Consider the following 24,246-nt stretch of genomic DNA (forward strand, 5'->3'; position numbering starts at 1 on the left):
GTTAAAGATCAGTAAAATCTCGCTTATCGAGGGATGCTGTTGGCTGAATATTAAATTCTGGATGCCAAACGTGGCATAAGAGCATCTCTTAATAATCTCCGGTTGCATACATGCTGTCACTGGTCGGCTGCTTCGCCGGAGAGCACAACTTCTGGCTGGTGGCCCTGGCGGCACTCGTCTGCACGCTGGCGAGTGCGACGGCGCTGGAACTCCTCATCCATGCCGGCCGGGCCGGAGGCCGCAACCGCTACATCTGGCTCACCGTGGCCGCCGCCGCCGGCGGGTCGGGGATCTGGGCGACGCATTTCCTGGCGATGCTCGCCTTCGAGCCCGGGCTGCCGTCGGGGTACGGCGTCGGGCTGACCCTCCTCTCCTACGTCGATGCCGTGGCGATCACCGGGCTCGGCTTCGCCCTGGCCACGACCGGCCGGAGGATCCAGGCGGCGCTCGGCGGCGCCGTGGTGGGGTGCGGCATCGCGGTGATGCACTATACCGGCATGGCCGCCTTTCAGGTGCCGGGACACCTCGTGTGGAATCCCGTCCCGGTCGTGATCTCGGTCGGGCTCGCAGCGGCGTTCGGCGCCGCCGCCCTGGTGGTCGGGCTGTCGGCCACCACGGTCCGGGGCCGGTTCGGCGGCGGCGCGCTGCTGATCCTGGCGATCTGCGGCCATCATTTCACCGGCATGGCGGCCGTGACCATCCTGCCGGACCCCACCGTGGAGATCCACGCGAGCGCCATCCGCACCGCCTGGCTCGCCGCCGCGGTGGCGGCGGCGAGCTTCCTGATCCTGCTGCTCGCCGGGGCTGCCCTGGTGCTCGACCTGCGGGACCGCAAGCGTGCCGAGTTCGAGCGCGAGCGGCTGCGCAGCCTCGCCAACGCGGCGGTGGAGGGTCTCGTCGTCTGCCGCGGCGGCGAGATCGTCAGCGCCAACGAGGCCTTCGCCCGCCTCGCCGGCACCGGGGCCTCCAACCTCGTGGGCACGAACCTGGCCCTGTACCTGCCGGGCGTCGCCGCCGGGGCCGGAACGGTCGACCAGCCCCTCGAGGCCGACCTCGTCCCGGCGAGCGGCGGCACGATCCCCGTGGAGGTGATCATGCGTCCCGTCGCCGAGTACGGGCGCCTGCCGCACCACGCCGTGGCGGTGCGCGACCTGCGCGCCCGGCGCCGGGCCGAGAGCGAGATCCATTACCTCGCCCACCACGACGCGCTCACGGGGCTGGCCAACCGCACGAGCTTCCACGCGCGGCTGGAGCGGGAGATCCGCGCCGCGGACGCCCAGGGCGGCCGCCTCGCCGTGTTGTGCCTGGACCTCGACCGCTTCAAGGAGGTCAACGACCTGTTCGGACACGCGGCCGGCGACGCGATGCTGCGCGATCTCGCCCTCCGGGCCGGCGGCCTCCTCGACGCGAAACAGCTGATGGCCCGGCTGGGCGGCGACGAGTTCGCCATCCTGACGCCGCAGGCGGAGGGGTCCGCCGAGCGGCTGGCCGAGCGGATCCTGTCCACCCTGGCCGCGGTGCCGGCCGCCTCCGGCCCGGTGATCGCCACCAGCATCGGCATCGCGGTCTATCCCGACGACGCCGCGGACCAGCGTGCGCTCCTGAGCCACGCCGACGCAGCCCTGTACCGGGCCAAGAACGAGGGGCGCGGCACCTTTCGGCGCTACGACGCCAGCATGGGTGCGCAGATCCGCGACCGGCGGCAGCTGGAGCACGACCTGCGCCACGCGGTGACCCGGGGGGAGCTGGAGCTCGTTTATCAGCCGCAGAGCGAGATCGGCACCGGCGCGGTGACGGGCTTCGAGGCGCTGCTGCGCTGGCGCCACCCCACCCGGGGCAGCATCCCCCCGGCCGTGTTCGTGCCGATCGCCGAGGAGACCGGGGCGATCCTGGAGATCGGGGCCTGGGTGCTGCGGGAGGCCTGCCGGGCGGCGGCCGGCTGGCCGAACCCTCTGGCGATCGCCGTCAACGTCTCGGCGGTGCAGCTCCACAACCCGCATTTCGTCCAGTTCGTCCACGGGACCCTGTTCGAAGCCGGCCTGAAGGCGGAACGCCTCGAGATCGAGATCACCGAGACCGCGCTGATCCGGGATCCGGCCCGGGCGCTCCTCACCCTGCGCCAGCTCAAGGCGCTCGGCGTGCAGATCGCCATGGACGATTTCGGCACCGGCTATTCCTCGCTGTCGAACCTGCGCGCCTTCCCGTTCGACCGGATCAAGATCGACGGCTCGTTCATCAAGGCGGTCCACAGCAACCCGCAGGGGGCCGCGATCGTGCGCTCCGTGCTGGGGCTGGGTCGGGGTCTGGGGCTCGCCGTGGTGGCGGAGGGCGTGGAGACCGCCGAGGAGCTGTCCTTCCTGGCGCAGGAGAACTGCACCCTCGCCCAGGGTTATCTGCTGGGCCGACCCGAGCCGATCGCGCGCTTTTCCACCCACACCCACGGCGCGGCGCCGGACCGGGCGGCCGCCGTGGCCTGAGGCGCATCGGGCCGGTCGCCTCATCTCGAAGAGGGGCGGCCCCGGCGCCGGCTCATCCCGGCGGAGGTGGTCGATGGCGGCCCCGCGGTCGGGCTGCCGACGCTGTCGCGGGTCCGATCCGCGATCCGGGGAGGCGCTCCGCGCAGCGCCCCCGGCCCCGTCGTCGAGAAGAACGCGACCAGAGGGCCGAGCCCCTGGGCGGCGGATCGGGGCGGAGCCGTGACGGATCACGCAGGGCCTGCCCCCAGCGCCCGCCAGAGACCCGGATGCGCGGTCCCGGGTCCGGGCGCCGGGCGCGTCGGCGGCCTCCGCCCCGGGGAGGACGCCCCGGGGAGGGCGCCCTCAGTCGGTCTCCCCGCGCAGCGGCCGGGCCAGCAGGCCGGCGATCACGTCGTCGACGCTGGCCGAGCCGGCCACGATGGCGGCGACGGCTTCCGCCACCGGCATCTCGAGACCCTTCGCGGCGGCGAGGCCCGCGAGGGCCGCGGCGGTGAAGGCCCCCTCGGCGAGCTTGCCGCCCGCGGCCTCGGCCGGGCTGGCGCCGGCGCCGAGCCGCTGGCCGAAGGCGAAGTTGCGCGATTGCGGCGATGAGGCGGTGAGCACGAGGTCACCGAGCCCCGAGAGCCCCATCAGCGTCTCGGGCCGCCCGCCGAAGGCGCGGGCGAAACGCATCAGTTCGGCGAAGGCCCGGGCGATCAGCGCCGCCCGGGCGCTCTCCCCGAGGCCGCGCCCCACCACGATCCCGCAGGCGATGGCCAGCACGTTCTTGCCGGCGCCGCCGATCTCGACGCCCCGCACGTCGTCGGTGTGGTAGAGGCGGAAGCTCGGCCCGGACAGCAGGGCGCTCAAGCCGGCGGCGAGGCCGGCATCGGCCGCCGCCAGGGTCACGGCGGTGGGCAGGCCGCGGGCGACGTCGGCTGCGAAGCTCGGGCCGGACAGGACCGCCACGGGCACACCGGGGGGCAGGACCTGCTCGGCCACCGCGCTCATGAAACTGTCGCTGCCGCGCTCGATTCCCTTGGCGCAGAGGATCACCGGCCCGGCGCTGGCCAGGGGACCGCGCAGGGTTTCCAGCACGCCGCGCATGGTCTGGGCGGGCACGACCACGAGCGTCGCCCGGGCGCCCGCGAGGGCGTCGGCATCGGCCGTCGCGCGGATCGCGGGATGCAGCGGCACGCCCGGCAGGTAGCGCGGATTCTCCCGCTGGGCCTGGAGGGCGGCCGCGGCCTGCGCATCGCGCAGCCAGAGGGTGACGGGATGGCCGGCCCCGGCGGCGGCGTTGGCCAGCGCCGTGCCCCAGGCCCCGCCGCCGACGACGTTGATCGGGGTCTCCGCGCTCATGCCGCTTCCTCCCTGTCCGCGCAGTCCAGCCGGTAGAGCACGTGCACGCGCAGCGGCCCCTCCGGCACCGCCGGATGCGGGAATGTCCCGGCCGGCCTCAGGCCGAGGCGCTCCATCACGGCCCGGGAGCGGTCGTTGCCGACCGCCGTGAAGGCCACGACGCTCCGGATCCTGCAGCGCCCGGCGAGATCGGCGAGGGCGAGCCGCGCGGCCCGGGTGGCGAAGCCGTGGCCCCAGGCCTCGCGTGCGAGGCGCCAGGCCAGTTCGACCGTCGTTCCGGGCCGGTCGCCCCCCGGGAAGGGCAGGGGTCGCAGGATCCGCATCGGGCCGGCGAAGCCGATGAACCGGCCCGCATGCTCCAGGGCCCAGGGGCCGAACCCGTCCGCCACGAAGCGGCGGTCGCAGAGGCCGGCCTCGGCGGCGCTCTCCGCCTCAGTCCGGGGCCGCGGGAAATGAGCCATCACCGCCGGATCGGCGTTGAGCGCCGCGAAGAGCGCCGTATCCTCCGGCCGCCAGCGACGGAGGGTCAGGTCGCCGTCCCGGAGGGCCTCCGGCACCGGGGCGGCGGCGATCTTGCCGCGCCAGGCCAGGGAGCGGCGGTTCAGGAGCGCGAGGTCCGCACGGCCGGCGAGCACCGCCTCGCCCAGCGCGATCGCGATCTCGAGCTGATCGAGCGGCATGGTGGCATAGGCGGGCGGGCGGGTATGGTCGCGCCAGGGGCCGCCGCAGGCATTGTCCAGGAGGATACGGGCGAAGCAATGGTCGAGCCGCACCGGCCAGTCCGGACGGACGGCTTCGGGCAGGCGGCGCTCCACCAAATCCCGCCAATGCGTGCGCCGGTCCGCCTGGTTCATCCGGCCGGCACCGCCGCCCGGGCCGCCAGCGGCCAGCGGGGCCGCGCCGGGGCCGTGAGGTCGTCCACCAGCCCGAGGCGCAGGCGCTCCAGCCCGGCCCAGGCGATCATCGCGCCGTTGTCGCCGCAGAGCGGCAGGGGCGGCGCCACGAAGCTCAGGCCCGCCTCGCCGGCCAGGGCGGCCAGCGCCCGCCGGATGGCGCCGTTGGCCGCCACGCCCCCCGCCGCCACCAGGGCGGTGGGCCGTCCGGCCACGTCCGAGAAGGCGCGCAGGGCGACCCGGGCGCGGTCCACCACCACGTCGACCACGGCGGCCTGGAAGCTCGCGCAGAGATCGGCGACGTCGCGCTCGGCCAGCGGGGCGATCCGCTCGGCCTCGATCCGCACGGCGGTCTTGAGGCCCGAGAGGGAGAAGTCGGCCTCGCGGCGGCCGAGCATCGGCCGGGGCAGGGCGAAGCGCTCGGGATCGCCGGCCTCGGCCATGCGCTCGACCGCGGGACCACCGGGATAGCCGAGGCCGAGGAGCTTGGCGACCTTGTCGAAAGCCTCGCCGATGGCGTCGTCGACGGTCGAGCCGAGCCGCACGTAGTCGCCGACGCCGCGCACGGCGACGAGCTGGGTGTGGCCGCCCGAGACCAGGAGCAGCAGGTACGGGAAGGCGACGCCGTCGGTGAGCCGCGCCGTGAGCGCGTGGGCTTCCAGATGGTTGACGGCGAGCAGGGGCTTGCGGGTCACGAGCGCCAGGGTCTTGGCGGTGACGAGGCCGACCAGCACGCCGCCGATCAGCCCGGGGCCGGCGGCCACCGCGATGCCGTCGAGGTCCCGGAAGCCGGTCCCGGCCCGGTCGAGGGCACGGGCGATCAGCCGGTCGAGCACCTCCACGTGGGCGCGGGCGGCGATCTCCGGCACGACGCCGCCATAGGCCGCGTGCTCGGCGATCTGGCTCAGTACCTCGTTGGCGCGGATCTGGCCGACACCATCCTCGTCGACCGACACCACGGCGGCGGCGGTCTCATCGCAGGTGGTCTCGATGCCGAGCACGGTCTTCTGCACGGGTTGAACTCCTCCGATCCGGACCGCATCCTATCCGCCGGCGGTCACGGCGCGAAAGCGGAGCATGGTCTCAGCCGTCCGTCCCATCCGCCTCCTGCGGTGCCGGAGCGCAGGGCAGGCCTCGGGATGAGGGGACGGCGCGAGGACGCCCTCAGTCGACGGCGACCATGACGTCGGAGGCCTTGATCACCGCGTAGGCGGGACCGCCGGCGACGAGCTTGAGGGATTCGACGGCCTCGTTGGTGATCGAAGCGGTGACCACTTGGCCGGGGCTGATCTCGATCTTCACGTGGGAGGTGGTCGCCCCCTTGTCCACGGAGAGGACCGTGCCCTTGAGAACGTTGCGCGCGCTGATCTTCATGGTCTGCTGCCTCGCTCCATAAGCCGCACCGGAACAGGTCGCGTCGGGCGGCCTCGGGCAGGTCTCCTACAGCATGGCGGGGTCCCGCGCGACCGCCTCAGCGCGGATCGGCCTCAGGCTCGCCGGCCTCGTCCTCGGGGATCGGCGCGGCCCCCCAGGCGGCCAGCGCGGCGTTGAGTTCGTCGAGGACGAAGTGCCGGGCGCTGTCCCGGTCGTATCCGTCGGCCAGGAGGTCGTCGTAATCGGTGAAGACGTGGCGCGCGTACGTGATGAGGGCGAGGCGTGCCGCGGTCTCCGGGGCGGCCCGGCGCAGGCCCGGGCTGGCCAGCGCCCGGTCGAGGGCGGCCTCCGCCTCGAAATCCGGGAGGCGCGGGGCAAGCCGGGCCAGCGCCGCGGCGACGGCGTCCCGGCGATTCAGCGGCGGCGATCCAACGCTCATCGCAGGCCTGCCGACGGCATGATTTTAACGGAGCGATCGGGTAGGATCGGCCTCAGATGAGGCGGGGCCTGCACGGGATCCTCCGCCGGGGAGATCAGGTCCATGGCAATTCTTCGTCCCGCGCTGCTTCTCGGCCTCTTCCTCGGGGCGGCGCCGGCGCTGGCCCAGGGCCCGGCTCCGGGCATGAATCCGGGCACCAATCCGGGCTCTGCCGCGTCCCCGGCCACGGCGGGTTCCCAGGTCAGCGGCCGCCGGACCACGGCCACCGGCCAGACCAAACCCCCGGGCGGCACCGCAGCCACCGGATTGCCGCAGCCCGTGAACCAGGCCGAGATGATCAAGGCTCAGAAGGCCGCCGAGGCCCGCTCGAAGGCCTGGGACAGCAAGATGCGCCACACGATGGGCTCGATCTGCCAGGGCTGCTGAGGCCCGGGCGGTCGTCTCGGACGCCGGAGGCCCGCGTCCGGGACGAGGGTCCGGAAACGCGAAGGGGCCGCCCGAACGGGCAGCCCCTCCTCGGTCGCCGGGGCGACGGGATCAGCGGGAGTAGAACTCGATGACGAGGTTCGGCTCCATCTGCACCGGGTAGGGCACCTCGGACAGGCTGGGGATGCGGGTGACGCGGGCGGTCATCTTGGCGTGGTCGGCCTCGATGTAGTCCGGCACGTCACGCTCGGAGAGCTGGGTCGCCACGATGACGATCTCGAGCTGGCGGGAGGACTCCTTGACCTCGATGAGGTCGCCGGCCTTCACTTGGTAGCTCGGGATGTTGACGCGGACGCCGTTCACCTTGACGTGCCCGTGGTTGACGAACTGGCGCGCGGCGAACGGGGTCGCGACGAACTTCGCCCGGTAGACCACGGCGTCGAGGCGGCGCTCGAGCAGGCCGACGAGGTTCTCGCCGGAATCGCCGCGCAGGCGGATCGCCTCGGCGTAGTAGCGGCGGAACTGCTTCTCGGTGATGTTGCCGTAATAGCCCTTGAGCTTCTGCTTGGCGCGCAGCTGCGTGCCGAAGTCGCTCATCTTGCCCTTGCGGCGCTGGCCGTGCTGGCCGGGGCCGTATTCGCGGCGGTTGACGGGGCTCTTCGGGCGGCCCCAGATGTTCTGGCCCATGCGGCGGTCGAGCTTGTGCTTGGCCTGAATCCGCTTCGACATATCTTCCGCGTCCTCTCGTGACGAGAATGAGGAACGCGCCCTCCTTTTCCCGGCCCTTCGCGGTCCGGGACGACAGGGCGGGAGGATCCCGCCCACGGGTGCGCGTGAAAACGCGACGGGGCCCCGTGCGGAGCCCCATCGACGGCGGGTCTTTAGGGGACGGACGCGCCGCGGTCAACCGTGAGAGGTCAGATGGACGAGTCAGTCGTGGTCCGGCGCGGCGCGGCCGCGGACGCGGAGGCGATCCGGGCGCTGGTGGAGGCGGCCTACACCAAATGGATCCCGGTGATCGGGCGCCTGCCGATTCCCATGCAGGCGGACTACGCGCAGGCTTTGCGGGACCACCGCTTCGACCTGCTGCGGACCGGTCCGGATCTCGCCGGCCTGATCGAGACGCGGGCCGAGGCCGATCACCTCTTGGTCGTCAACGTCGCGGTTCACCCGGCCTTCCAGGGCCGGGGCTTCGGCAGCCGGCTGATGGGACGGGCCGACGCCGTCGCGGCCGAGGCCGGGCTCGCGCGGCTGCGCCTCTACACCAACAAGAAGTACACGGCGAACCTGCGCCTCTACGGGGCGCTCGGCTACCGGGTGGAGCGGGAAGAGCTCTACGACGGACCGGGCCGGACCCGCGACGACGACGTCACCGTGCACATGGTGAAGGACTTGGTTTGAGGCATCGGCGCCGGCCATACCGTGATCGCGAGTGCAGCGAAGCGACCCAGGGTGGCGCGCCGCCGTAGAGCGTGGCGCCTCTGGATTGCTTCGCGGCGCTCGCAAAGACGAGGCGTCTCCCGGCTCCCTTCAGGTCACCACGCTCGGCTCAGGCCGTCCGGTGCGCGGCTCGATCTCGGCGATCGCGCGGGCCGCGGCCGCGACCGGGGCCAGCACCTCGGCAACGGCCAAGTCGAGCCGGTCCGGTGCGTTCTCGTAGCGCTCCAGGTAGACCCGCAGCGTCGCCCCGGCGGTGCCGGTGCCGGAGAGCCGGAACACCGCCCGCGCGTCCTCGGCGAAGCCGATCCGGATGCCCTGGCGCTCGGTGAGCGAGCCGTCCACCGGATCGCGGTAGGCGAACTCGTCGGCCGTCGAGACCGTGAGATCGCCGATCCGCGTGCCCGGCAGACCGGCGAGTTTCTCGCGGAGCGCGTCCATCAGACCGTTGGCGGCGTCCGAATCCACCTCCTCGTAGTCGTGGCGGGCGTAGTAGTCGCGCCCGTAGGTGCGCCAGTGCGCCCGCACCAGCGCGTCGGCCCGCTCGCCCGTGGCGGCGAGGATGTTGAGCCAGAGCAGCACCGCCCAGAGCCCATCCTTCTCGCGCACGTGGTTCGAGCCGGTGCCGGCGCTCTCCTCGCCGCACAGGGTGATGAGGCCCGCGTCGAGGAGATTGCCAAAAAACTTCCAGCCGGTGGGCGTCTCGTAGGCCTTGATGCCCAGCGCGGCCGCGACCCGGTCGGCGGCGCGGCTCGTGGGCATGGAGCGCGCGACACCGGCCAGCCCGCCCGCGTAGCCCGGCGCCCGGTGGGCGTGGGCGGCGAGCAGGGCGAGGCTGTCGCTCGGCGTCACGAACAGGCCCGGGGCCACGATCATGTTGCGGTCGCCGTCGCCGTCCGAGGCGGCGCCGAAATCCGGCGCGTCCGGCCCCTGCATCAGGTCGAACAGGTCGTGGCAATGGACCGGGTTCGGATCCGGGTGGTGACCGCCGAAATCCTCTTTCGGGACCGCGTTGACCACCGTGCCCGCGGGGGCGCCGAGCATCCCTTCCAGGATCGCCGTCGCGTAGGGGCCGGTCACCGCGCTCATGGCGTCGAAGCGCATGCGGAAGCCGGAGGCGAACAGACGCGCCACCGCGTCGAAGTCGATGAGCGTGCGCATCAGCGCGGCGTAGTCGGCCACCGGGTCGATGACCGTCACCGTCATGGCGCCGAGGCGGGTGTCGCCCAGAGTGTCGAGGTCGAGGTCCGGGGCCTCCACGAGGCGGTATTCCGTGATCGCCTTCGCCCGCTCGAAGATCGCGTTCGTCAGCGTCTCGGGCGCCGGGCCGCCATTGGCGGCGTTGAACTTGATGCCGAAATCGCCGTCCGGCCCGCCCGGGTTGTGGCTCGCCGACAGGACGATGCCGCCGAGCGCCTTGGCCTTCCGGATGACGCAGGAGGCGGCCGGCGTCGAGAGCAGGCCGCCTTGCCCGACCAGGACCCGGCCGAAGCCGTTGCCGGCGGCGAGGCGCAGCGTCTTCTGCACCACCTCGCGGTTGAGGAACCGGCCGTCGCCGCCCAGCACGAGGGTCGCGCCCGCCTTGTCGGGCAGGGTGTCGAAGATCGCCTGGACGAAGTTCTCGACGTAGTTCGGCTGCCGGAACACCGGCACCTTCTTGCGCAGGCCGGAGGTGCCCGGCTTCTGGTCGGGGAAGGGCGTGGTCGCGACGGTGGTCGGAGTCGTCATAAGCGGGCGTCTCCCGGAATCTCCCGCCTCAATGCCCGTCCGGGAGCTTGGCGTCACCAGCCCCGGCGACAGGGGCGGGCTTTTTTCACGCGGTTTCGCCGGATCGGGCGACGGAACCCGCCGCCTGTCCGCCGCCGGCCGGTCCGGAGCGTTGCGCCCGCCGACGCCCGCCGGTTGAATCGCCCGAGCCGCCAGACAAGGCGGACCGGAGGAGACATCATGGCGGACAGACCAATGCGGACGGACCCGGACGCGGCCCGGCCCGGCCGGGGCTTGGCCCGGCGCGAGCTGGTCGGGGCGCTCGCCGCCGGGGCGGCGGTCGCGGCCTCGGCGGCCCAAGCCGTTGCGGCGCCTGCCGTCGCGGCGCCTGCCGTCGCGGCTCCGGTGGCCCAGCTGACGACGGACGAGTTCCGCCTGCCCTGGAGCGAGCCGGGGGTCGAGATCTACGTGCGCAACAAGCGGCCCGCGGGAACCGAGCGGTTTCCGGGCGACCGGATCCTGCTCTACGTGCACGGCTCCACCTACCCGTCCTCCACTGCCTTCGACCTGCCGCTCGGCGGGATGTCGGCCATGGACTACCTCGCGGGCCTCGGCTTCGACGTCTACTGCGTGGACCTGCCGGGCTACGGCCTGTCCGGACGCCCGGCCGCCATGGACGCGCCGCCCGCCGACAATCCGCCGCTCATGCGGACGCCGGACGCCGCCAAGGTGGTGGGGCAGGTCGTCGACTTCATCCGGAAGCGGCGCAACGTCGAGAAGATCGACCTGATGGGCTGGTCCTGGGGGACCTCCACCATGGGGCTCTACACCAGCACCCACAACGACGCGGTCAACCGCCTCGTCCTCTACGCGCCGCAATGGCTGGCGCGCACGCCCGGCCTGATCGGCGGCGGCGGCCCGGTGGGGGCCTATCGCACCGTCAGCCGGGACAGCGCCCGGGCGCGCTGGCTGACCGGCGTCCCCGAGGACAAGAAGGCCGACCTGATCCCGGCGGGCTGGTTCGACCAATGGGCCGACGCGACCTTCGCCACCGACCCGGTCGGGGCGAAGCGATCGCCGCCGGTCCTGCGCGCGCCGAACGGCACGGTCGCCGACAAGGACGCCTACTGGGCGGCGGGGAAGCCGCTCTACGATCCGGGCGAGATCCGCGTGCCCGTGCTGATCATCCACGCCGAGTGGGACGCCGACCTGCCGAGCTATCAGGCGCAGGAATACTTCACCAAGCTCACTCACGCCCCCTACAAGCGCTTCGTCGAGCTGGGGGAGGGCACCCATACGGTGATGATGGAGAAGAACCGCATGCAGTTCCTCCACGCGGTCGGGGCCTTCCTCACGGAGGCGGACCCGCAGGCGCTGAACTGAGCGGCGAGCCCCGGGGGCCGGCCGATCCCATACCACCGCCCCATCCTGAGGTGCGCGCGTCAGCGGGCGCCGCAGGGGGCTCCAGGGATCGCGCGGCCGGAATGGAGGCCTGCTTCGAGGCCTCCGCTTCGCTCCGGCACCTCAGGACGATGGGGCGCCTAGGCATGGGGCGAGGCGGCCGGTCCGGCCGCCTCGGGAAGCCTTCTACTCCGCCGCCTGCCGCGCCGCGTAGCCCAGCCGCTCGTTCAGCGCGCGGATCAGCTTGACGGCCGCCTCGGCGATGACCGTGCCGGGCGGGAAGATCGCCGCCGCGCCGGCGGCCGTCAGCGCCTCGTAGTCGCCCGGCGGGATGACGCCGCCGATGGCGATCATCACGTCGTCCCGGCCCTGCTCGGTGAGCGCCGCCTTCAGTTCCGGCACCAGGGTCAGGTGGCCGGCGGCCAGGGACGAGACGCCGACGATGTGGACGTCGTTCTCCACCGCCTGCCGGGCGGCCTCGGCCGGGGTGGCGAAAAGCGGCCCGATATCCACGTCGAAGCCGAGATCGGCGAAGGCCGAGGCGATCACCTTCTGGCCCCGGTCGTGCCCGTCCTGGCCCATCTTGGCGACCAGGATGCGCGGCCGGCGGCCGTCATTCTCCTCGAACGCCTCGACCAGCGCCCGGACTTCCTCGACCACAGGCGACATGCCCCCCACCTCGCGCTTGTAGACGCCGGAGATCGAGCGGATCTCGGCGCGGTGCCGGCCCCAGGCCTTCTCCAGGGCCTCGGAAATCTCCCCCACCGTCGCCTTGGCGCGGGCGGCCTCGACGGCGAGCTCCAGCAGATTCTCGGTGCCCTCGGCGGCCTTCGTGAGGGCCTCCAGCCGGGCCGTCACCGCCGCCTCGTCGCGCTCGGCGCGCAGGCGCTTGAGCTTGTCGATCTGGAGCCGGCGGACATTGCCGTTGTCGACCCGCAGCAGGTCGATGGCCATGTCGTCGTCGGCCCGGAACTTGTTCACGCCGACGATGGTCTGGCGGCCGGAATCGATCCGCGCCTGGGCGCGGGCGGCGGCCTCCTCAATGCGGAGCTTCGGGATGCCGGCCTCGATCGCCTTGGCCATGCCGCCGAGGCCGTCGACCTCGCGGATGTGCTCCCAGGCCCGGGCCACCATGTCGGCCGTGAGCTTCTCCACATAGTAGGAGCCGCCCCAGGGATCGACGATCCGGGTGGTGCCGCTCTCCTGCTGCAGGAACAGCTGCGTGTTGCGGGCGATCCGGGCCGAGAAGTCCGTGGGCAGCGCCAGCGCCTCGTCCAGCGCGTTGGTGTGGAGCGACTGCGTGCCGCCCTGCGTCGCCGCCATCGCCTCGATGTTGGTGCGGGTGACGTTGTTGAACACGTCCTGGGCGGTGAGCGACCAGCCGCTCGTCTGCGAATGGGTGCGCAGGGCCAGGGACTTCTCCGACTTCGGATCGAACCCCTTCACGAGCTTCGCCCAGATCAGGCGCGCGGCCCGCATCTTGGCGACCTCCATGAAGAAGTTGGTCGAGATCGCCCAGAAGAACGACAGGCGCGGGGCGAACTGGTCGATGGTCAACCCGGCGGCGAGGCCCGCCTTGATGTACTCGACGCCGTCGGCGAGCGTGTAGGCGAGCTCCAGGTCGTTCGTCGCCCCGGCCTCCTGCATGTGATAGCCGGAGATCGAGATCGAGTTGAACTTCGGCATGTTCTTCGACGTGTAGGCGAAGATGTCCGAGATGATCCGCATCGATCCCTTGGGGGGATAGATGTAGGTGTTGCGGACCATGAACTCCTTGAGGATGTCGTTCTGGATCGTGCCGGCGAGCTTCTGCGGCGGCACGCCCTGCTCCTCCGCGGCGACGATGTAGAGCGCGAGGATCGGCAGCACCGCGCCGTTCATCGTCATCGACACGGTCATCTCGTCGAGGGGAATCCCCGAGAACAGCGTGCGCATGTCGTAGATCGAGTCGATCGCCACGCCCGCCATGCCGACATCGCCGGAGACCCGGGGATGGTCGGAATCGTAGCCGCGGTGGGTGGCGAGGTCGAAGGCGACCGACAGGCCCTTCTGCCCGGCCGCGAGGTTGCGGCGGTAGAAGGCGTTGGAATCCTCCGCCGTGGAGAAGCCGGCGTACTGCCGGATCGTCCAGGGCTGGGTGACGTACATGGTCGGGTAGGGGCCGCGCAGGAACGGCGCGATGCCCGGATAGGTGTCGAGGAACTCGAGGCCCTCCCGGTCCTCCGGTCCGTAGCGGCCCTTCACCGGGATGCCCTCCGGCGTCATCCAGGGCTCGCCCAGCGCCGGCGCCGCGACCACGAGCGATTCGCCGGCCAGCGGGATTTCGGCGAAGTTCGGGATGCGGGAGGTCATGGCGTTGACTCGTTATGGCGTTTGTCACGCCATTATAGACACGCGCTGGACGCGGGCTACTCCCCCGCAGGTCCAGGACCGCGCCCAGCCCGCAGGACGTAGACAACCGCGCCCGCCAGCATCAGCGCCATCCCGTACCACGTGATCGCGTAGACGAGGTGGTTGTTGGGGAAGGCGATCACCGTCAGGCCGCCCACCGGCAGCTCGCTGGGATTGGGCGTCGCGTCCGCATCCACGAAGTAGGGGGCGACGCCGGTCAGGCCGCGCGCCGCCGCGATGGCGGCCACGTCGCGGGAATACCAGCGGTCGTCCTTGGGATCGTTCGAGCGCAGGAAGGCGCCCCCGGGCTCGGTCAGCCGCAGGAGGCCGGTCACCGTGGTCTCCCCCGCGACCTGCCCGGCCGCCCGGGTCGCCGGATCCCGCCGGTCGCCGGGCACGAAGCCGCGATTGACCAGCACGAGGCTGCCGTCCGGACGTCGCAGGGGCGTCAGCACCCAGAATCCGCCGCCGCGCTCGGTGACGGCCTGAACCAGGGTCTCGCGATCGTGCAGGAAGGTGCCCGCGAGCCGGACGTGCCGGTAGGCGTCGTCGGGGCCGACGCGCGGCCATGCGGCGGAGTCGGGGGCCGGCACCGGCGGGGCATGGACCCGGGCATCGACCCGGGCGATCAGGTCGAGCTTCCAGGCCCGCCGCTCCACCTGCCACGTGCCGAGCCCGAGCAGGACGATGAAGACGAGGCCCGCGCCGACGCCGAACACGACGCGCCGCCACAACGCAATCGGGGCCGGGGAGGGGCTCAAGCCCCCCGCCGACCCCGCGGGTCTCATCTGCGGACGCGCGCTCAGCGGGCGTTGTTCATGACGTCGTGGGCATCCATCGGCATCATGTTGTGGTTGAGGTGGTACATGACCCACACCGAGCCGGCGAGCATGATCACCACCAGCGTGATGGTGAAGATCAGCGCCATGAAGGTCCAGCCGCCCTCCGACTTCGTGCTCATGTGCAGGAAGTAGATGACGTGCACGACCATCTGGACGCCGCCGAGCGCCAGGATGACCAGGGTGGTGACGAGGCTGTTGTCGAGGACGTTGCCCATCACCAGCCAGAACGGGATCACCGTCAGGATCACCGACAGGACGAAGCCCGTCATGTAGCTCTGGAAGCTGCCGTGCCCGCCCTCGCTGTGGGCGTGCGCATCGTGCGTGTCCTGGCCGTGGCCGGTGAGGCGGTGTGCGTCGGCGCTCATTCGAGCACTCCCATCAGGTAGACGACGGTGAAGACGCCGATCCAGATCAGGTCGAGGAAGTGCCAGAACATCGACAGGCACATCAGCCGGCGCTTGTTCTCGACGATCAGGCCGCGCTTGCTGACCTGCACCATCAGCACGACGAGCCACAGGATGCCCATGGAGACGTGCAGGCCGTGGGTTCCGACCAGGGTGTAGAACGACGACAGGAACGCGCTGCGCCAGGGCGGCGCGCCCTCGTGGAACAGGTGGACGAATTCCCGGATCTCCAGGGCCACGAAGGCCACGCCGAACAGGCCGGTGATGGCGAGCCAGATCTGCGTCTGCTTCACCCGGTCCCGGTCCATCTCCAGCATGGCGAAGCCGTAGGTGATGGACGAGAACAGCAGCATGGCGGTGTTCACCGCGATGCCGGGCAGGTCGAACAGCTCCTTCGGGGTGGGGCCGGCCGCGAAGCTGCGCCCGAGCACCCCGTAGGTCGCGAACAGGGTCGCGAAGATGAGGCAGTCGCTCATCAGGTAGAGCCAGAACCCGAGCATGGTCGAGCCCTCGGAATGATGGCCCTCCTCGTCGGTCTGGTAGAAGACCGGCGCCGCGGCGCCGGGGGGTGCAGTCTCCGCGTGCATCATCGGATCACGCCATCTCCAGTTCGCGCGTCCGCTGACCTTCCGTCCGACTGACGACGTCGGCGGGAATGTAGTAGTCGCGATTGTAATTGAAGGTGTGGGCAATCGCGACGACGAAGATCGCCACGAAGGTGAGCGCCGCCAGCCACCAGACGTACCAGACCATGGCCAAGCCGAAGGCGAAGTTCAGCCCCGCCAGGATCGCGCCGGTCGCGGTGTTCTTGGGCATGTGGATCGGCTTGTAGCCCTTGAGGGGACGGTCGAAGCCGCGGTTCTTCATGTCCCACCACGCATCGGAATCGTGGACCACCGGCGTGAAGGCGAAGTTGTAATCCGGCGGCGGCGAAGAGGTGGACCATTCGAGGGTCCGGCCGCCCCACGGATCGCCGCTGAGGTCGCGCAGCTTGTCGCGGTTCCGGATCGAGACCACGAACATGATGATCTGCGAGGCGATGCCGCAGGCGATGAGCGCCGCGCCGATGGCGGCGATGACGAACCAGATCTGCAGCGACGGGTCGTCGAAGTGCTGCATGCGCCGGGTCACGCCCATCAGGCCGAGCACGTAGAGCGGCATGAAGGCGACGTAGAACCCGGTCACCCAGAACCCGAGGGCGACCTTCCCCCAGAAGTCGTCGAGCTTGAAGCCGAAGGCCTTGGGGAACCAGAAGGTCACGCCGGCGAACATGCCGAACAGCACGCCGCCGATGATCACGTTGTGGAAGTGCGCGATCAGGAACAGCGAGTTGTGCAGGACGAAGTCGGCCGGGGGCACCGCCAGGAGGACGCCGGTCATGCCGCCGATCACGAAGGTGACGATGAACGCCACCACCCACATCATCGGCACCTCGAACCGGATCCGGCCGCGGTACATCGTGAACATCCAGTTGAAGATCTTCGCGCCCGTCGGGATCGAGATGATCATGGTCGTGATCCCGAAGAACGAGTTCACGTCCGCGCCCGAGCCCATCGTGAAGAAGTGGTGCAGCCACACGAGGTAGGCGAGGATGGTGATCACCACCAGCGCGTAGACCATCGAGGTGTAGCCGAACAGGCGCTTGCCGCAGAAGGTCGAGGTGATCTCCGAGAACACGCCGAAGGCCGGCAGGATCAGGATGTAGACCTCCGGGTGACCCCAGATCCAGATCAGGTTGAAGTACAGCATGGCGTTGCCGCCGAGGTCGTTCGTGAAGAAATGCGTGCCGATGTAGCGGTCGAGCGACAGCATCGCGAGAACGGCCGTGAGGATCGGGAAGGCGGCCACGATCAGGATGTTGGTGCACAGCGACGACCAGACGAAGATCGGCAGCTTCATCATGGTCATGCCGGGCGCCCGCATCTTCACGATGGTGGCGATCAGGTTGATGCCCGAGAGAAGCGTCCCGATGCCGGCGATCTGCAGCGCCCAGATGTAGTAGTCGACGCCGACGCCGGGGCTCATCGCGGCGCCGGAGAGCGGCGGGTAGGCGAGCCAGGTGGCGCGGGAGAACTCGCCGACGAACAGCGAGACCATCACCAGCATGCCGCCGGCCACCGTCATCCAGAAGCTGAAGTTGTTCAGGAACGGGAAGGCCACGTCGCGGGCGCCGATCTGCAGCGGCACCGCGAAGTTCATGAGCCCCGTGACGAACGGCATCGCCACGAAGAAGATCATGATCATGCCGTGGGCGGTGAAGATCTGGTCGTAGTGGTGCGGCGGCAGGAAGCCCTGCTGGTCGCCGAAGGCGACCGCCTGCTGCGAGCGCATCAGGATCGCGTCGGCGAAGCCGCGCAGCAGCATCACGCCCGCGAAGATGCAGTACATGATGCCGATCTTCTTGTGGTCGATCGACGTGATCCAGTCACGCCACATCGGCCCCCAGAAGCGGTAATAGGTGATGACCCCGAGCACGGCGAGGCCGACCACGGCCACGCCGGCGAAGGTCCCCTGCAGGATCGGCTCGTGATAGGGGATCTGCTCGATCGTAAATCGTCCGACGAGCAGCTGCTGTAGGTCCAGGTTTGCGAACATGGGATCGGCCCGTTCAGTGGGTTCGACGGCGACCGCCGGTCTTGTGTGTGGGTTCCGCTGGCATCACGCGCGGAATCATTGGTTCAGCTGCTTGGGCGCAATCTGCTCGCCCTCGCTCTGGCCCTGGCTGTCCGGCGCCTTCTGGCTCCGGACGTCCGGGTTGCCCATATCGGGCCGCGGCTTCATGCCCTGGGGCTGCGTCTGGCCGTGCGGGCCGGTCTCCGAGGCCGGCGACGTGGCGCCGGGGGCCTCGATCCCGCGCTCGGCGAGGCGGTTGTCGTACCGGAGCCGCTTGTAGTTCTCTTCCGCCTCCGCGCCGGAGGCGCCGCCCTGCGCGTCGATCTTCACCATCTCGCCGACGCACATCTGATCGGGCCGGGGGCACATGCCGATGATCCGGTCGTAGAGGCCCTTCATGTAGGACTTGTAGAACCGCGCCGGTTCGGCCTCGCTCGGCTCCTCAAGCTTCAGGTAGGCCTCCTGGGTGAGCTCGCCGCCCTCGGCCTTGGCCTTGGCGATCCACTGGTCGAACTTGTCGTTGGCCAGGCCGTGGAACTTGAAGAACATGTTCGAGAAGCCGGCGCCGCTGTAATGCGCCGAGCGGCCCTCCCAGGCGCCCTCCCGGTTGATCACCGCGTGGAGCTGGGTCTGCATGCCCGGCATGGCGTAGACCATGCCGGCGAGGGTCGGCACGTAGAACGTGTTCATCACGTCGGTGGCGGTGATCTTGAAGCGGATCGGCCGGTCCACCGGCGCGGCCAGCTCGTTGACCGTGGCGATCCCGTATTGCGGGTAGAGGAACAGCCACTTCCAATCCATGGCCACCGCCTCGACCTCCAGCGGCACCGTGCCGGCCGGGACGTCGCGCTTCGTGTCGATCTTGCTGAGCGGCCGGAACGGATCGAGGGTGTGTGTCCCGATCCAGGTCAGGGCACCCAGCGCGATGATGATCATCAGCGGCGCCGTCCAGATCAGCACCTCGAGCTGCGTCGAGTGGTGCCACTCGGGATCGTAGACCGCGTCCTCGTTCGTGGCGCGGTAGCGCCACGCGAAGATCAGCGTGAAGGCGATCACCGGGACGATGATCAGGAGCATCAGCCCGGTCGCCGCCAGCACGAGGTTGCGCTGCTGCTCGGCCACGTAGCCGGCCGGCTGCATGACCACGAAGTTGCAGCCGCCGAGCAGGGTCAGGAGCGGCAGGGTCAGGAGCGGCAGGAGGCGCCGCCCGCGGCCGCCTCGGCGGGTCGCGGTGTCGGTCCTGTCCGGTCGATGGGTCGTAGAGGTCACAGCACGCGTCTCGTCATCCCAGGCCGCTTGCGCGGCGCTTCTGCCGTGCCGCGCGAGGCGGCGTTCCTGTCAGCGATGGGCGGATCGGGCGGCCTGCGCCGCCGCCCGCCGACTACATCTGGCGCAGTTCCGACCGGTCGGTGAACAGGGCCACGAGGCTGCAGACCGCGCCGGAGAGGAGGTAGACGCCGATCATCGCCAAGCCGTAGCGCTGCGACAGGAACAGGGCCACGAGCGGCGCGAAGCCGGCCCCGATCAGCCACGCGAAGTCGGAGGTGAGCGCGGCGCCGGTGTAGCGGTAGCGGTTGCCCAGCCGGGCCGTCACGGCGCCCGCGGTCTGGCCATAGGCGAGCCCGAGCAGCATGAAGCCGATCGTGACGTAGATCGTCTGGCCGATGGCGCTCTCGCCGAACAGGAGCGGCGCGATGATGCTGCCGATGGCGAAGAAGCCGATCAGCGAGGCGCTCATGATCAGGGCGTTGCGGCGGCCGATCTGGTCGGCGATCAGACCGGAGGCGGCGACCGCGCCGGCGCAGACGATGGCCCCGGAGAACTGCACGATCAGGAACTCGCCGGGCGAGCGGGTGGTGCTGTTCAGCGCCAGCCACGCGATCGGGAAGATCGTCACGAGGTGGAACAGTGCGAAGGCCGCGAGCGGTACGAAGGCGCCGCGGATCACGTCGCCCGCATGGTGGCGGAACAGCTCGAGGGCCGGGACCGGACGCAGCCGGTCGAGGTCCATCATCCGGGCGAATTCCTCGGTGGCGACGAGGCGCAGCCGGGCGAACAGGGCGACCACGTTGATGGTGAAGGCGCAGTAGAACGGGAAGCGCCAACCCCAGTCGATGAAGTCCGCCTCGTCGAGGTTGACGATGAAGAACGCGAACAGGGCGCTGGCCACCATGAAGCCCAGCGGCGCACCGAGCTGCGGGATCATCGCGTACCAGCCGCGGCGCTCCCGCGGGGCGTTCATGGCGAGCAGCGAGGCGAGGCCGTCCCAGGCGCCGCCCAGCGCGAGGCCCTGCAGGATCCGCAGGCCGGCCAGGATGTAGACCGACGCGATGCCGATGCTGTCGTAGCGCGGCAGGAAGCTCACCGCCGCCGTCGAGCCGCCCAGCAGGAACAGGGCCGTGGTGAGCTTGACGCTGCGTCCGTGGCGCCGGTCGATCGCCATGAACAGCACCGTGCCGAGCGGCCGGGCGATGAAGGCGAGGGCGAAGATCGAGAAGGCGTAGAGCGTGCCCTTCAGCGGGTCGACGAAGGGGAAGAACACCTTCGGGAAGACCAGCACGCAGGCGATGCCGAAGACGAAGAAGTCGAAGTATTCGGACGCGCGTCCGATCACCACACCGATGGCGATCTCGTTGGGATGGACCTTGTGGTCTCCCACCGCCTGCTGGGCGTCGCGCTCCAGGATCGTGGCCGAGGCCATTGGGGTATTCGAACTCATTGTTGGCTGCCGCCCTCGCCGCGCGCCTATGGGGTCGCCTTGGCCGGAACCGCCTCATGCGGCATGTCCAGAGGTATCGCAACCGGCTCCGGACGCAAGTTCACCCACTGACGCATGCATAGCACCGGTGGTCGCGGCCATCGGCGGCGCCACGGGGCGTGGACCGCTCACACCCGGTAATGCGCCGAATTCCGTGACAGGTTGATGTTGTAATAGGGGTCGGCGCGCAGCTCGGGACCCCAGCGGTCCAGCATGGTCAGCACCTCGCCCTCGAAGCGCTTCCGCTTCTCGGGCGTGTCCTCGGCCCCGCGGCTCTTCGACTCGTGGTGAATCAATCTGGCGAAGGGCGTCCAGACGATCCGGTAGCCGGCCCGGCGGATCTTCAGGCAGAGATCGACGTCGTTGAAGGCGACCTTCAGGGCCTCGGCGTCGAAGCCTCCGACCGCCGCGAAGACATCCGCCCGCATGGCGAGGCACGCGCCGGTGACCGCCGAGACCTCGTGGGCGATGACCATGCGGCAGAAATAGCCCGGATCCGCGTCCGCGACGCCGAGATGGCTGTGGCCCGCGACGCCGCCGATCCCGAGGACGATGCCGCCGTGCTGGATCGTGTGGTCCGGATAGAGGAGCTTCGCCCCGACGGCCCCGATCTCCGGCCGCACCACGTGGCGGACCAGCTCGGCGAGCCAGCCGGGCTCGAGCACCTCGATGTCGTTGTTGAGGAACAGGAGCACCGGGCCGGTGGCCGCGGCGGCGCCGCGGTTCGACAGGTCCGAGAAGTTGAAGGCGCCCGCAACCGGGACAACGCGCACCCGCGGATCGTCCCGGTAGCGGGCGAACAGGGCGGCGGTCTCGGGCTCGCGGCTGTCGTTGTCGACGATGATCACCTCGATGTCGGGGTAGTCGGTCGCGCCGAGCAAGCCGTCGAGGGTCACCGACAGGATCTCGGCCCGGTCCCGGGTCGGGATGATCGCGGAGACCCGCGGAGGCGGCGCCGGCAGCGGCCGGATCAGGCGGTTGAAGCCCCCGGGACCGCGCTCCGCCCGGCCGCCCCAGGGGGCCACGACCTCCTCCAGGGCGCGCAGGCGCGCGGCCTCCGCCCGGGCGAGGGACCGGTCGGAGAAGGTGCCGGAGCCCTGCGCGGCGCGCCAGTGATAGAGCACCCGCGGGATGTGGCGGATGCGGCCGGGATCGAGCCCGTCGGTGAGTCGCAGCAGCAGGTCGTGGTCCTGGCTGCCCTCGAAGCCCGGACGCAGGCCGCCGACGGCGCGCAGCGCCTCGGTGCGCACGACCGTGAGATGGTTGATGTAGTTCTGGGCGTAGAGCAGCTCGAGGTCGAAGCACGCCTTGAAATGCGGGTCGAACCGGCGGCCGCGCCCGTCGATCTTGTCCTCGTCGCTGTAGATCAGCACGAGGTCCGGATCGCGGCGCAGCGCCCGGGCGACCTCGTAGAGGGCGTCCTCGGTGAGCGCGTCGTCGTGGTCCATGAAGGCGCAGACCGCGCCCCGGGCCATGCCCAGCGCGTCGTTGGTCGCCCGGGCGATGTGGCCGTTCTCCGGCCGGGTGAGGACGCGGATGCGCGGGTCGGCCTCGGCCGCCCGGCTCAGGATCCGCGGGATCTCGGGGCGCGTGGAGGCGTCGTCGACGGCGCACAATTCCCAGTGGGGATAGAGCTGCGCGCGCAGCGACGCCAGGGCCGCCCGCAGCACCTTCGGGTCGGGATTGTGGACCGGCATCAGCACGGAGATCAGCGGCGGATCGGTCCAGGCGGCGATCTCGGCGGCGATCCCGTCCCGCTCCGCACGGCGCAGGCTGTGGGTTCCGAGCCACGCCTCGTAGCCGCTGACGCGCCGGTGGCGCAGCGCCCGGCCGAGGAAGCCACGGGCGCGCACCTTCTTGCCGAGGATCCGCCAGGCGAGCGCCTGGGCGGTCAGGCCGGGATCGCGCAGGAGACCGCGCGCGGCCAGGATCGGCCGGGCGAGACGATGCACGGCGATCCGACGCAGCCGGACCGGGACCCGTCCCGCCGGATCGGCGACGCGCAACGCGACGACGTCCTCGGGCAGGCGGCCGATCCACGCGAAGGCACCCCCGCCCCGGGCCTCCTGGGGCAGCACCGTGCCCGGGCGTCCGTCCGGTCCGACGAAGCTGATGTCCGGGAGGGTGTCGCGGCCCTCGGCCGGGTCGTTGGACAGGACGATCTCGACCCAGCGGCCCGCGAGGCCCGGGAGGGCGACGCGCAGGCCGTCCGAGGCCGCCCGCGCCGCGAGGTCGCGCCGCTTGCGCCAGAGCCCCGTGAGCTGCGCCGGCAGGGGCTGGAATTCGGGCACCTCCGCCCCGGACGCAGGCACCCTCAACTCCAGCTCTTGTCGACCGAGGCCTTCACGGCATCCGACATGGCGACATCGAAGACGATCATGTCTTCCACCGCCTTGACGGCCTTCAGGCGCTCGGCGAGCGCCATCGTCTCGGCCGGCACCGGGGGCAGGGCCGGGATCGGCTTGGCGATCCCCAGGCGGTCGAACAGCGTCGATGCGAAGGCGGGGAACCGGGATTTGTGCCCGACGATCCCGACGCGGGCGAGGATCTCGATCGCCGCGATGGAGTTGCCCGGATGCAGCCGGTCGTCCGGCATGCGGGTCCCGAGCTGGCGGGTCAGCGGATTGTAGAGCAGCCGGTAGGCGGGTTCGGGCAGCATGCGGAAGAAGCGCTTGAGGCTCTTCACGTCGGAGAAGTCGTACCCCTCCGCGAAGGCGGCGGCCTCGGCGAGCGGGCCCAGGCGCCAGCTGCGTGCGGGATCGGCGGCATCCCCGGCCCGAGCCTTCAGCCAGCGCATCCGGGTCGCCATCTCGATCTGCGGCTCCTGCAGCAGGATGGCGGTGATCATCAGGTCCGGCGTCAGGAAGTTCTCGTAGCGCGGGACGGTCACGGCGCCGGACAGGAAGGCCGACGGGGCGGCCGGGCCGGTCAGGACGCAGGTGAGAATCTCGTCCGGCAGCTTATGGATGCCGAAATAGCAATGCTGGAAATGCGGGAAGAGCGCCGTCTGGAGGACGGTCTCGGGCTCGATGCCGGTGTTGATCAGCATGGTCCGCAACCGCACCAGCCCCTCGGGCGGCATGCGGCGATAGACCATCACGTTGGTGTCGGCGTCGTACAATTCGAGCCGCGGGATCTCCGTCAGCCCCGGCACCTCCGCCTCCGTGACCACGAAGGTGCATTGCCCGGTGGCATGCCACCCGTTGCGCTTGAAGGCCTCGTCGATGACGCTGGCCGGGACCTCGGCCACGCGTCGTCCGTCGACCGCGACCACGACCCGGCTGATGGCGAGGGGATTGTCCGGCACGATCCAGCCGCGGATCGCAACGCCCTGATCGTGGTCGATGAAGTAGCGCATGTCCTGAAGCGTGAGGCGGCGGCATGCCGGCGCCCTGTGTCCGCCATGTGTCGCGGCACGGCCTGATGCCGAGCGGCAGGGCCATAGCGCATTTTTCCGCCGGCGTGCACCAGGGCCGGCTTCGGCCTCGAACCGCATCCGAGCCGGTCGATTGAACCGGCCCGAAGATTTTTCCCGCAAACCCTTGCCCGCAAACCCTTGCCAGACATCGCCGATGCAGTCCGGCCCCGTCGCGATCCGGTCGTCCGGTGCCCGGGCCGGGCGCGATCGATCCGATCCGCGATGCAGGTTCTGCTTGCGCCCTCGCCGGCCAGCCGCTATAGGCCCCGCCCACCGGAGCAAGAACGGCTCCGGCCCGGGCGCGTAGCTCAGCGGGAGAGCACTA

Annotated in this window: 20 protein-coding genes; 4 read left to right on the forward strand and 16 right to left on the reverse strand. The window is 70.7% G+C overall.

Annotated elements, in window-relative coordinates; all coding sequences use genetic code 11:
* Positions 1-110 precede the first annotated feature (110 nt).
* Positions 111-2,477 carry a bifunctional diguanylate cyclase/phosphodiesterase gene (locus tag ABC766_RS31620; RefSeq protein WP_345820378.1) on the forward strand — a complete coding sequence of 789 codons (2,367 nt, stop codon included), beginning with the start codon at positions 111-113 and terminating at the stop codon, positions 2,475-2,477.
* Between the two features lie 342 nt (positions 2,478-2,819).
* Here ABC766_RS31620 and ABC766_RS31625 read toward each other — a convergent pair whose 3' ends face one another.
* From ABC766_RS31625 to ABC766_RS31645, 5 genes are all read right to left on the reverse strand, one after another.
* Positions 2,820-3,818: an NAD(P)H-dependent glycerol-3-phosphate dehydrogenase gene (locus ABC766_RS31625; protein ID WP_043350600.1), complete on the reverse strand. Its 999-nt coding sequence runs from the start codon at positions 3,816-3,818 to the stop codon at positions 2,820-2,822.
* The gene (locus tag ABC766_RS31630; protein ID WP_345820380.1) at positions 3,815-4,672 is read right to left on the reverse strand and encodes a GNAT family N-acetyltransferase; all 858 of its coding nucleotides are present in this window, start codon (positions 4,670-4,672) and stop codon (positions 3,815-3,817) included. Before ABC766_RS31630 ends, ABC766_RS31625 begins: the two co-directional genes overlap by 4 nt.
* The gene (gene tsaD, locus ABC766_RS31635) at positions 4,669-5,724 is read right to left on the reverse strand and encodes a tRNA (adenosine(37)-N6)-threonylcarbamoyltransferase complex transferase subunit TsaD (protein WP_043350596.1); all 1,056 of its coding nucleotides are present in this window, start codon (positions 5,722-5,724) and stop codon (positions 4,669-4,671) included. The genes ABC766_RS31630 and tsaD overlap by 4 nt, the downstream gene beginning before the upstream one ends.
* Positions 5,725-5,875: 151 nt before the next feature.
* On the reverse strand, positions 5,876-6,085 hold the full coding sequence (locus ABC766_RS31640; protein ID WP_043350594.1) for a TOBE domain-containing protein: 210 nt from the start codon (positions 6,083-6,085) through the stop codon (positions 5,876-5,878).
* 97 nt (positions 6,086-6,182) lie between these two features.
* Entirely contained in the window at positions 6,183-6,524 is a 342-nt protein-coding gene (locus ABC766_RS31645) for a DUF2293 domain-containing protein (protein WP_345820381.1), read from the reverse strand.
* A 102-nt stretch (positions 6,525-6,626) separates the two neighbouring features.
* On the opposite strand from ABC766_RS31645, the gene ABC766_RS31650 reads away from it, so the two are divergent.
* Positions 6,627-6,950, forward strand: a complete 324-nt coding sequence (locus ABC766_RS31650) for a hypothetical protein (RefSeq protein WP_043379541.1) — start codon at positions 6,627-6,629, stop codon at positions 6,948-6,950.
* 111 nt (positions 6,951-7,061) lie between these two features.
* Here the strand turns inward: ABC766_RS31650 and rpsD are convergent, their stop codons facing one another.
* Positions 7,062-7,679 (reverse strand): 30S ribosomal protein S4, encoded by a 618-nt coding sequence (rpsD, locus tag ABC766_RS31655; protein ID WP_010686187.1) that lies wholly within the window; start codon positions 7,677-7,679, stop codon positions 7,062-7,064.
* A 192-nt stretch (positions 7,680-7,871) separates the two neighbouring features.
* Here rpsD and ABC766_RS31660 point away from each other — a divergent pair, with 192 nt between their 5' ends.
* Positions 7,872-8,351 carry a GNAT family N-acetyltransferase gene (locus ABC766_RS31660; RefSeq protein WP_043354689.1) on the forward strand — a complete coding sequence of 160 codons (480 nt, stop codon included), beginning with the start codon at positions 7,872-7,874 and terminating at the stop codon, positions 8,349-8,351.
* Positions 8,352-8,480: 129 nt separating this feature from the next.
* Here ABC766_RS31660 and ABC766_RS31665 read toward each other — a convergent pair whose 3' ends face one another.
* Positions 8,481-10,115, reverse strand: coding sequence for an alpha-D-glucose phosphate-specific phosphoglucomutase (locus tag ABC766_RS31665; RefSeq protein WP_075380093.1), 1,635 nt, complete (start codon positions 10,113-10,115; stop codon positions 8,481-8,483).
* Between the two features lie 219 nt (positions 10,116-10,334).
* Between ABC766_RS31665 and ABC766_RS31670 the strand changes: the two genes are divergently transcribed.
* Entirely contained in the window at positions 10,335-11,477 is a 1,143-nt protein-coding gene (locus ABC766_RS31670; protein ID WP_345820387.1) for an alpha/beta hydrolase, read from the forward strand.
* Between the two features lie 204 nt (positions 11,478-11,681).
* On the opposite strand, the gene scpA is transcribed toward ABC766_RS31670, so the two are convergent.
* The 9 genes from scpA to ABC766_RS31715 all read right to left on the reverse strand — a co-directional run bounded on the left by scpA (position 11,682) and on the right by ABC766_RS31715 (position 23,861).
* Positions 11,682-13,847, reverse strand: a complete 2,166-nt coding sequence (scpA, locus tag ABC766_RS31675; protein WP_342145582.1) for a methylmalonyl-CoA mutase — start codon at positions 13,845-13,847, stop codon at positions 11,682-11,684.
* 56 nt (positions 13,848-13,903) lie between these two features.
* Positions 13,904-14,674 carry an SURF1 family protein gene (locus tag ABC766_RS31680; protein WP_345820388.1) on the reverse strand — a complete coding sequence of 257 codons (771 nt, stop codon included), beginning with the start codon at positions 14,672-14,674 and terminating at the stop codon, positions 13,904-13,906.
* A gap of 14 nt (positions 14,675-14,688) precedes the next feature.
* Positions 14,689-15,093 (reverse strand): cytochrome o ubiquinol oxidase subunit IV, encoded by a 405-nt coding sequence (gene cyoD / locus ABC766_RS31685; protein WP_043379552.1) that lies wholly within the window; start codon positions 15,091-15,093, stop codon positions 14,689-14,691.
* Positions 15,090-15,722, reverse strand: a complete 633-nt coding sequence (gene cyoC, locus ABC766_RS31690) for a cytochrome o ubiquinol oxidase subunit III (protein WP_043379554.1) — start codon at positions 15,720-15,722, stop codon at positions 15,090-15,092. The genes cyoD and cyoC overlap by 4 nt, the downstream gene beginning before the upstream one ends.
* A gap of 4 nt (positions 15,723-15,726) precedes the next feature.
* On the reverse strand, positions 15,727-17,727 hold the full coding sequence (cyoB, locus tag ABC766_RS31695) for a cytochrome o ubiquinol oxidase subunit I (protein WP_043346007.1): 2,001 nt from the start codon (positions 17,725-17,727) through the stop codon (positions 15,727-15,729).
* Between the two features lie 75 nt (positions 17,728-17,802).
* Complete coding sequence (cyoA, locus tag ABC766_RS31700; RefSeq protein WP_345820391.1) at positions 17,803-19,014, reverse strand: ubiquinol oxidase subunit II; 1,212 nt, start codon at positions 19,012-19,014, stop codon at positions 17,803-17,805.
* Positions 19,015-19,126: 112 nt separating this feature from the next.
* Entirely contained in the window at positions 19,127-20,464 is a 1,338-nt protein-coding gene (locus ABC766_RS31705) for an MFS transporter (protein WP_043379559.1), read from the reverse strand.
* A gap of 167 nt (positions 20,465-20,631) precedes the next feature.
* Entirely contained in the window at positions 20,632-22,794 is a 2,163-nt protein-coding gene (locus tag ABC766_RS31710; RefSeq protein WP_427902333.1) for a glycosyltransferase family 2 protein, read from the reverse strand.
* Positions 22,795-22,817: 23 nt separating this feature from the next.
* Entirely contained in the window at positions 22,818-23,861 is a 1,044-nt protein-coding gene (locus ABC766_RS31715; RefSeq protein ID WP_043345999.1) for a hypothetical protein, read from the reverse strand.
* Positions 23,862-24,246 lie beyond the last annotated feature (385 nt).

Source organism: Methylobacterium fujisawaense, from assembly GCF_039619325.1.
GTDB classification, from domain to species: domain Bacteria; phylum Pseudomonadota; class Alphaproteobacteria; order Rhizobiales; family Beijerinckiaceae; genus Methylobacterium; species Methylobacterium fujisawaense.